Here is a 7495-nt window from a genome sequence, read left to right as displayed (position 1 = left end):
GTCGTTGCTCACGTCGCCGTGGTCGTCGTCATCCACGTCGCCGTCGTCGTGCCGTGCCCGCCCCGGCCGGGGGGGGGCGGCCCGGCGGCGGCGGCGGACGGGTCGACCCGGGGCGCCACCTGGGGCACCACCTGGGTCGGCGCGTGCGAGGGGGGCGCGGCGCCGGTGTCCTCCTCGCCGCCGGGAGTCCGGGGTGTCTCGGGTTTCCGGGGAGCCTCGCGCTCCTCGTCGTTCTCTTTGTGCTCCTGGGGTTCCTGGGGCTTCGGGGGTTCCTCGGAGGGCTCGGAGTCCTTGACCTCGTCGAGGTCCTCGACCTCCGCGAGGGCCGGCGCGGACCCGACAGCCGGTGAGGGGCCGCCCGGGGAAGGGGCGGCGGCGACCGACGGCGCCGAGGACGCCGCGTACGTACTCAGTCCCACGCCGTCGCAGTACACCCACCGCTCGTGCTCCGCGTCGTACAGCCAGACCGACTCGCCGTCGACGACCATGCCCACCCGCAGGCCGCGCGTCCGCAGCCGGAAGTTCTCACCGTCGACGCGGCCCGCCCCCAGTGCCTCCGCCGCCCGCCGGTAGCGGCCGAGCGCGTCCTCGGCGCGGGCGATCAGGGGCCGTGGATCGGCGGTCCTGGTGAGGGGCTGTCCCGCCGCCGGGGGATCGTCCGGGACGGTGACGAGGAGCCGTGCGTCGACCCACGCCGTCCAGCCGTTGGAGCACAGGATCCGCCCCCAGTCACCGGCCCGCTCCTCCAGGCGCACCGGCAGGAACGCGTCGAGCGACGTCGTCTCCAGCCCCGGATCCGGCGCCTCCCAGGCGGAGAGGCCGGCGCGGGGCACGACATGGGTGGGCCGGAAGTCCGGCACGTACTCGGGTACGGGGACGCTCACGGGCCTACCTCCGCATGACGACCGGTTCGTGCCGGCGCAGCAGCCGGGCCACGACCAGGCCGAGGACGAGACAGAGCACCACCATCATGCCCATGTCGAACAGCCAGGCCTCCGCCGTGTGCCGCATCAGCGGATCCGTCGTCTTGTCCGTGGGCGCGACCTTCCCGATGTCGATCGTCGCGCCCATCGCCGCGAACGCCCACCGCGAGGGCACCAGCCAGGCCAGCTGCTCCAGGACGAGCGTGCCCCGCACGGTCAGGAGCGCCCCGCAGAACACCACCTGCACGATGGCGAGGAGGACGAGCAGCGGCATCGTCACCTCCTCCTTGCGGACCAGCGCCGAGACGAGCAGGCCGAGCATCATCGCCGTGAAGGACAGGAGCGCGACGGCGAGGGTGATCTCCACGAGCGGAGGCATCAGGACGCCCTTCCCGCCGGGCACGTTCAGCGGCACGCCGATCAGGGCCACCAGGGTCAGGACGACCGCCTGCACGACCGTGATGAGGCCGAGGACCACCACCTTGGAGGCGAGGTACGCGGAGCGGGAGAGGCCCACGGCTCTCTCGCGCCGGTAGATCGTGCGCTCCTTGACCAGCTCGCGCACGGCGTTCGCCGCGCCGGTGAGGACACCGCCCACACACAGGATGAGCAGCACGTTCAGCGAGGACTCGGCGTTGAGACTGCCCTCGGACAGGGCCCGGGCCATCGCCCCCATCACGAACGGCAGGGCGATCATGATGGCGAGGAAGGTGCGGTCGGCGGAGAGCGCCGCCGCGTAACGCCGTACGAGCGTCCGCAGCTGGGAGCCCCAGCTCTGCGCCTTCGGCGGCGGCGCCGGCTCCGCGACGGCCGGGGCGGAGCCGTCCACGGGGACGGGGACGTTCGGGCGGGCCGAGGCGTCGGTGATGTACCGGCGCTGGAAGGTGGACGACCGGTACTGACCGGCCCAGTCGCGGTCCCGGTCGTTCTCGAAGGCCTCGAAGGCCTCCGGCCACTGCGTGTACCCGAAGAAGCCGAGGCTGTCCCCGGGCGGTCCGTAGTAGGCGACCCGGCCGCCCGGCGCGAGCACGAGCAGCCGGTCGCACACGTCGAGGCTGAGCACGCTGTGCGTGACCACGACCACCGTCCGCCCGTCGTCCGCGAGTCCGCGCAGCATGTGCATCACGGACCGGTCCATGCCCGGGTCGAGGCCGGAGGTCGGCTCGTCGAGGAAGAGGAGCGACGGCTTGGTGAGCAGTTCGAGAGCGACGCTCACCCGCTTGCGCTGGCCGCCGGAGAGGCTGTGGATCGGCTGCTCGGCGCGCTCGACGAGGCCCAGCTCGCGGATCACCTCGTCCACCCGGGCCCGCCGCTCGGCGGGCACGGTGTCCTCGGGGAACCGCAGCTCGGCCGCGTAGCCGAGGGCCCGGCGCACGGTGAGCTGGAGGTGCAGGATGTCGTCCTGCGGGACGAGCCCGATGCGCTGCCGCAGCTCGGCGTAGTCCCGGTACAGGTCACGGCCGTCGTAGAGCACCGTGCCCCGGTCGGCGGGCCGCTGCCCGGTGAGCGCGCCCAGGAGCGTCGACTTGCCCGCACCGGACGGCCCGACGACCCCGAGCAGACACTTCTGGCCCACCGGGAACGACACCTCGTCGAGCAGCGTCTTGCGCCCGTGGTCGACGGTGACCGCGAGCGACTGGACGTCGAGGGACACCTCGCCGGTGTCGGTGAACTCGACGAGCTGCCCGCCGATCAGACAGAACGCGCAGTGGCCGATGCCGATGATGTCGTCCGGTGTCACGCGGGCGTCGACGACGGGGCTGCCGTTGAGGAAGGTGCCGTTGTGACTGCCGAGGTCGTGGATCCGGTACGTGCCGTCGGGCTGGGCCAGCAGTTCGGCGTGGCGCCGGGAGACGACGAGATCGGACACGACCACGTCGTTGTCGGGAGCGCGGCCGATCCTGATGCTGTGGGTGGGCAGCGGCCGCACGGAGGTGGGCCGCCGGAAGGCACCGGTGGCGGCCGGGTACGAGACGGAGGGCGGCCGGGGCGGCCCGGACTCGCGGCTCGCCGGCGGTGGCGCCGGCGGCGACTCCCGTACGACGGAGGGCTCTGCGACGACGGGCGGCTCGGTGACGTGGGAGGGCTCGGCGACGACGGGCGGCTCGGCTGCGGCGGAGAAGGACGGCTCTGCCACGGCCTTGTTCGAGGGCTTCGCGACGCGCGGCGGCTCGGCTTCGATCGGTTGCCCGGCGACGTCCGACGGCCCGGCCGCACCGGCCGGCGGCTCGCCCTCGCCGGTCCGCGTCCCCGTCGAGAGCACCGCGCGCGGGCCCTCCTCCGGATGCCCGAACCGTACGACCGTCCCGGCGCCCACCTCCCGTACCCCGGCCACGCGCAGGCCGTCGGTGAAGGTGCCGTTCGTGCTGCCCTCGTCGGTCAGGATCCAGTGACCGTCGGCGGCGCTCAGTACCGCGTGGTGCCAGGAGGCCCGCGCGTCCGACAGCACGATCTCGCCGGCCGGGTCCCGCCCGACGCGGTAGACGCGGCCCGGCTTCAGGCGGGTCGCGTCCCCGTCGATCTCGAGGACCAGATCAGGCGCCGCGGGCGCGACGGGTCGCTCTCCCATGCGTGAATTTTATCCGCCGCCGCCCGTCCCTGCCCGAGTTGCGGGCGCCGGTATCGTGGGCGTCCGCCGCAGGGCGCGGCCCGTACGAAGGAGGGACCACCCGTGCCGAAAGGTGTCACCAGGCGGCGGCCCCGTACCCGCGCGGCGCTTCTCAAGGCCGCCCTGGAGACCTTCGCCGAGCACGGCTTCCACGCGACGACGATCGAGCAGATCTGCGAGCGCGCCGGTTACACACGGGGCGCGTACTACTCGAACTTCGCCAGCAAGGAAGAACTCTTCCTCGCCCTCTTCGACGAGCACAGCGACCGGACCGTGCGGCGGCTCGCCGAGGCGATCGACGCGCTGACCGCCGAGGAGTACACCCTGACCCGGCTCGCGGAGCTCGCCGCCCGCGTCGAACCGGACGAGCGGGACTGGTACCTGGTCACCACCGAGTTCACCCTGCACGCCATCCGCGACCCGCAGACCGCCTGGGTCCTGGCCCGCCACGACGAGCGGCTGCGGGCCGAGATCGCCCGCGGCCTCACCCTCGTCCTGCGCCGTGCGGGGCGCGAACTGACCGTCGACGCCGACCGCTTCGCGCGGCTCCTCATCGCCCTGCGCGAGGGCGGTCTCGCGCAGAGCTACGTCGAACCGGCGGAGCTGCCGCCGGGCAGTCTGGAGCGGGAGTTCCTGGCCCCGCTCCTGGAGGTGTCGACGAGGGAGCTGCCCGGGCGGCCTCAGTCGAAGAGGTCCGGGTCGGACGCGGTGATCTGATCCCACAGCGGGCGCGCCTGGAACCATCCGGCCAGGTGTCCGCCGACCTGCCCGCGGGTCAGCAGGGCCGTCTCGCGGTCGATGAGCTGCGGGGTGCCCGCGGCCATCGCGAGGAGCTGCGCCTGGCAGGAGCGCTCCATGGTGACGAACCACCAGACGGCCTCGGCGACGGAGTGGCCTACGGTGAGGAGTCCGTGGTTCTTGAGGATGACCGCCTTGTACGCGCCCAGGGCCTTGGCGACCCGCTCACCCTCCTCGGTCTCGTTCACCACGCCCCGGTAGTCGTCGTAGATCCCGTGGTCCTCGAAGAACGCGCAGGCGTCCTGGGTGATCGGGTCGAGCGGGATGCCGAGGCTGGAGAAGGCCTTGCCGTGCAGGGAGTGGGAGTGCGCGGCGGCGATCGCGTCGGGCCGGGCGGCGTGGACCCGCGAATGGATGACGAACGCGGCCCGGTTCACGGGCCTGCGCCCCTCCAGCACGGTCCCCTCGTGGTCCACCAGGATCAGGTCGGAGGCCTTGATCTGGCCGAAGCTCATGCCGAAGGGGTTGACCCAGAAGGCGTTCGGGTCGCCGGGATCGCGGACGGTGATGTGCCCGGCGACCCCCTCCGAGAAGCCGAACCGGCCGAAGATCCGGAACCCGGCGGCGAGTTGCTCCTTGCGGTAGCGGCGCTCCTCCTCGACGGAGTCGAAGGTGGGCGGCAGCGGCAGGACGACCCCGTCGGGCAGCGGCCCGACGGCGGCGGCGAGCGCGGGCGGCACGGTGCTCATGGCGGCTCCTCGTGAGCGGGTGAGCGGGTGAGAGGGAAAGTGAGTGAGCGGGTGGGTCCGGGGCGGTGGGCTCGCGCTCGGGCGGGCGCGGCGCGCCAAAAGATACAGAGATGTATCCGATACGACAACGGACCGGCGGGGGTTGCGGCCCCGGTTTCCCGTTGGCTACGGTCGACGCTGGTCAGTAAGCGCTTTCTCTCTCCCCTGGAGCCCCCCGCGTGCCCACCGCCGACGTCCTCATCTACACCCGCACGGCGGGCTACCGCCACGAGTCGATCCCCGACGGCGCCGCCGCTCTCACGGAGCTGGCCCGCGATCTCGGGCGGACGGCCGAGGTCACCGAGGACCCGGGCGCCCTCACCCCCGGACGCCTGGCCGGGTGCGCCGTCGTCGTACTGCTGTCCACGACCGGCACCGTCCTGACACCCGAGGGGCGCGCCGCCTTCGAGGCGTACCTGAGGGGCGGCGGCGCCCTCCTCGCCGTCCACGCGGCGGCCAACGCCGAACCTGACTGGCCCTTCTACGGAGAACTGCTCGGCACCCGCTTCGACGGCCACCCCGAGGTCCAGCCCGGCGCCGTCCTCGTCGACGCCCACGACCACCCGGCGACCGCCCCGCTCCCGGACCGCTGGGAGTGGACCGACGAGTGGTACAACTTCACGTCCGACCCGCGCGGGAACGGGGGCTCCGGCGTACGGGTCCTCGCGCGCGCCGACGAGACCACCTACCTCGGCGGCACCCACGGAGCCGACCACCCGCTGGTCTGGTGCCGCGAGGTGGACCGGGGGCGCGTCCTCTTCACCGCGCTCGGTCACGCCCCGGAGACGTACCGCGACCCGGTCTTCCGCGCGCACCTCTCCGGCGCGCTCACCTGGCTCACCGCCTGAGACGGTCGCGTCACCCCACCGCCCCGTCCCTGTTGCGCCGGACCGCGCTTGGCGGAAACGTCGGACGGGGGCCGATGGCAGGAGGAGACAGGTCATGGGCATCGCCACCGTGAACCCCGCGACCGGCGAGACGCTGCGCACCTACGAGGCCCACGGGCCCGAGGAGGTCGAGCGGCGGATCGCCGCAGCGCACGAGGCGTTCCGCCAGTACCGCACCACGTCCTTCTCCGAACGCGCCCGTCTCATGCGCGCCGCCGCGGCCCTCCTCGACGAGGACAACGAGGACATCGCCCGCACGATGACCGTCGAGATGGGCAAGCCGATCGCCGCCGCCCGCGCGGAGGCCGCCAAGTGCGCCAAGACCATGCGCTGGTACGCCCGTACGGCCGAGGCGCTGCTCGCCGACGAGCACCCGGCCGAGAGCGACGTCCAGGACTCCGGCGCGGACGTGGCCCGGGTCCACTACCGGCCCCTCGGCCCGATCCTCGCCGTGATGCCGTGGAACTTCCCGCTCTGGCAGGTGATCCGCTTCGCCGCGCCGGCGCTCATGGCGGGCAACACCGGCCTCCTCAAGCACGCCTCCAACGTGCCGAGGACCGCGCTCTACCTCGGGGACCTCTTCCGCCGCGCCGGATACCCCGAAGGCTGCTTCCAGGCTCTCCTCATCGGCTCCGGCGACGTCGAGCGCGTCCTCCGGGACCCCAGGGTCGTCGCCGCCACCCTCACCGGCAGCGAACCGGCCGGCCGGGCCGTCGCCGCCGTCGCGGGCGACGAGGTGAAGAAGACGGTCCTGGAGCTCGGCGGCAGCGACCCGTTCATCGTGATGCCCTCCGCCGACATCGTCGCGGCCGTGAAGACGGCCGTCACCGCGCGGGTCCAGAACAACGGACAGTCCTGCATCGCCGCCAAGCGGTTCATCGTCCACCGGGACGTGTACGACGACTTCTCCGAGCGGTTCACGGCCGCGATGAACGCCCTCACGGTCGGCGACCCCCTCGACGGGTCCACCGATGTCGGCCCCCTCGCCACGGAGCAGGGCAGGACCGACCTGGAGGAACTCGTCGACGACGCGGTACGGCGGGGCGCCACCGCCCTGTGCGGCGGTCGGCGGCCGGACGAGCCCGAGCTCAGGAACGGCTGGTACTACCGGCCCACCGTCCTCACCGGCATCACCCCGCAGATGCGGATCCACCACGAGGAGGCCTTCGGGCCGGTCGCCACGGTCTACCCGGTCAGCGACATCGAGGAGGCCGTGGCCGTCGCCAACGACTCCCCGTTCGGCCTCAGCTCCAACGTCTGGACGCGCTCCCCGCAGGACGTCGACTTCTTCGTCCGTGACCTGGAGGCCGGCGGCGTCTTCGTCAACGGCATGACGGCCTCGCACCCCGCCCTCCCCTTCGGCGGGATCAAGCGCTCGGGGTACGGCCGGGAGCTCTCCGGCCACGGCATCCGCGAGTTCTGCAACGCGACCACGGTCTGGCAGCGAGCCTGACACTGGCCCGGCTGCCCGGCTGCCCGGCTGCCCGGCTGCCCGGATGGCCCGGCGGCCCTGGCCGGCTCCGCGAGGGCCGGTCGGGGCCGGGCCCGGAA

The 7495-nt window shown here is 73.2% G+C and carries 6 protein-coding genes; 3 read left to right on the top strand and 3 right to left on the bottom strand.

Annotated elements, in window-relative coordinates; translation table 11 throughout:
* Nucleotides 1-8: 8 nt before the first annotated feature.
* Both ABT129_RS38060 and ABT129_RS20590 read right to left on the bottom strand, forming a co-directional pair.
* Complete coding sequence (locus ABT129_RS38060) at nucleotides 9-884, bottom strand: SH3 domain-containing protein (protein ID WP_502981830.1); 876 nt, start codon at nucleotides 882-884, stop codon at nucleotides 9-11.
* Nucleotides 885-888: 4 nt separating this feature from the next.
* Nucleotides 889-3492, bottom strand: coding sequence for an FHA domain-containing protein (locus tag ABT129_RS20590; RefSeq protein ID WP_351903251.1), 2604 nt, complete (start codon nucleotides 3490-3492; stop codon nucleotides 889-891).
* 102 nt (nucleotides 3493-3594) lie between these two features.
* Here ABT129_RS20590 and ABT129_RS20585 point away from each other — a divergent pair, with 102 nt between their 5' ends.
* A complete protein-coding gene (locus tag ABT129_RS20585; protein WP_351903247.1) occupies nucleotides 3595-4248 on the top strand; it encodes a TetR/AcrR family transcriptional regulator in 654 nt (217 codons plus the stop codon).
* Here the strand turns inward: ABT129_RS20585 and ABT129_RS20580 are convergent.
* Nucleotides 4212-5018, bottom strand: coding sequence for a class II aldolase/adducin family protein (locus ABT129_RS20580; RefSeq protein ID WP_351903244.1), 807 nt, complete (start codon nucleotides 5016-5018; stop codon nucleotides 4212-4214). The two genes, ABT129_RS20585 and ABT129_RS20580, sit on opposite strands and share 37 nt — an antisense overlap.
* 218 nt (nucleotides 5019-5236) lie before the next feature.
* Between ABT129_RS20580 and ABT129_RS20575 the strand changes: the two genes are divergently transcribed.
* Nucleotides 5237-5905 carry a ThuA domain-containing protein gene (locus ABT129_RS20575; protein WP_351903241.1) on the top strand — a complete coding sequence of 223 codons (669 nt, stop codon included), beginning with the start codon at nucleotides 5237-5239 and terminating at the stop codon, nucleotides 5903-5905.
* A 94-nt stretch (nucleotides 5906-5999) separates the two neighbouring features.
* Complete coding sequence (locus tag ABT129_RS20570; RefSeq protein ID WP_351903238.1) at nucleotides 6000-7397, top strand: NADP-dependent succinic semialdehyde dehydrogenase; 1398 nt, start codon at nucleotides 6000-6002, stop codon at nucleotides 7395-7397.
* The last annotated feature ends 98 nt before the right edge of the window (nucleotides 7398-7495 follow it).

This window comes from Streptomyces sp. NPDC002057 (genome assembly GCF_040296665.1).
Lineage (GTDB): Bacteria > Actinomycetota > Actinomycetes > Streptomycetales > Streptomycetaceae > Streptomyces.
The sequence above is the reverse complement of the archived record's forward strand: the minus strand, read 5'-3'. Positions and strand labels throughout refer to the sequence as shown.

What these genes read in the sequence shown, in the direction of transcription:
- ABT129_RS20580 (WP_351903244.1), bottom strand. Translation starts at nt 5,018, where the DNA reads ATGAGCACCGTGCCGCCCGCGCTCGCCGCCGCCGTCGGGCCGCTGCCC.
- ABT129_RS20570 (WP_351903238.1), top strand. Translation starts at nt 6,000, where the DNA reads ATGGGCATCGCCACCGTGAACCCCGCGACCGGCGAGACGCTGCGCACC.
- ABT129_RS20590 (WP_351903251.1), bottom strand. Translation starts at nt 3,492, where the DNA reads ATGGGAGAGCGACCCGTCGCGCCCGCGGCGCCTGATCTGGTCCTCGAG.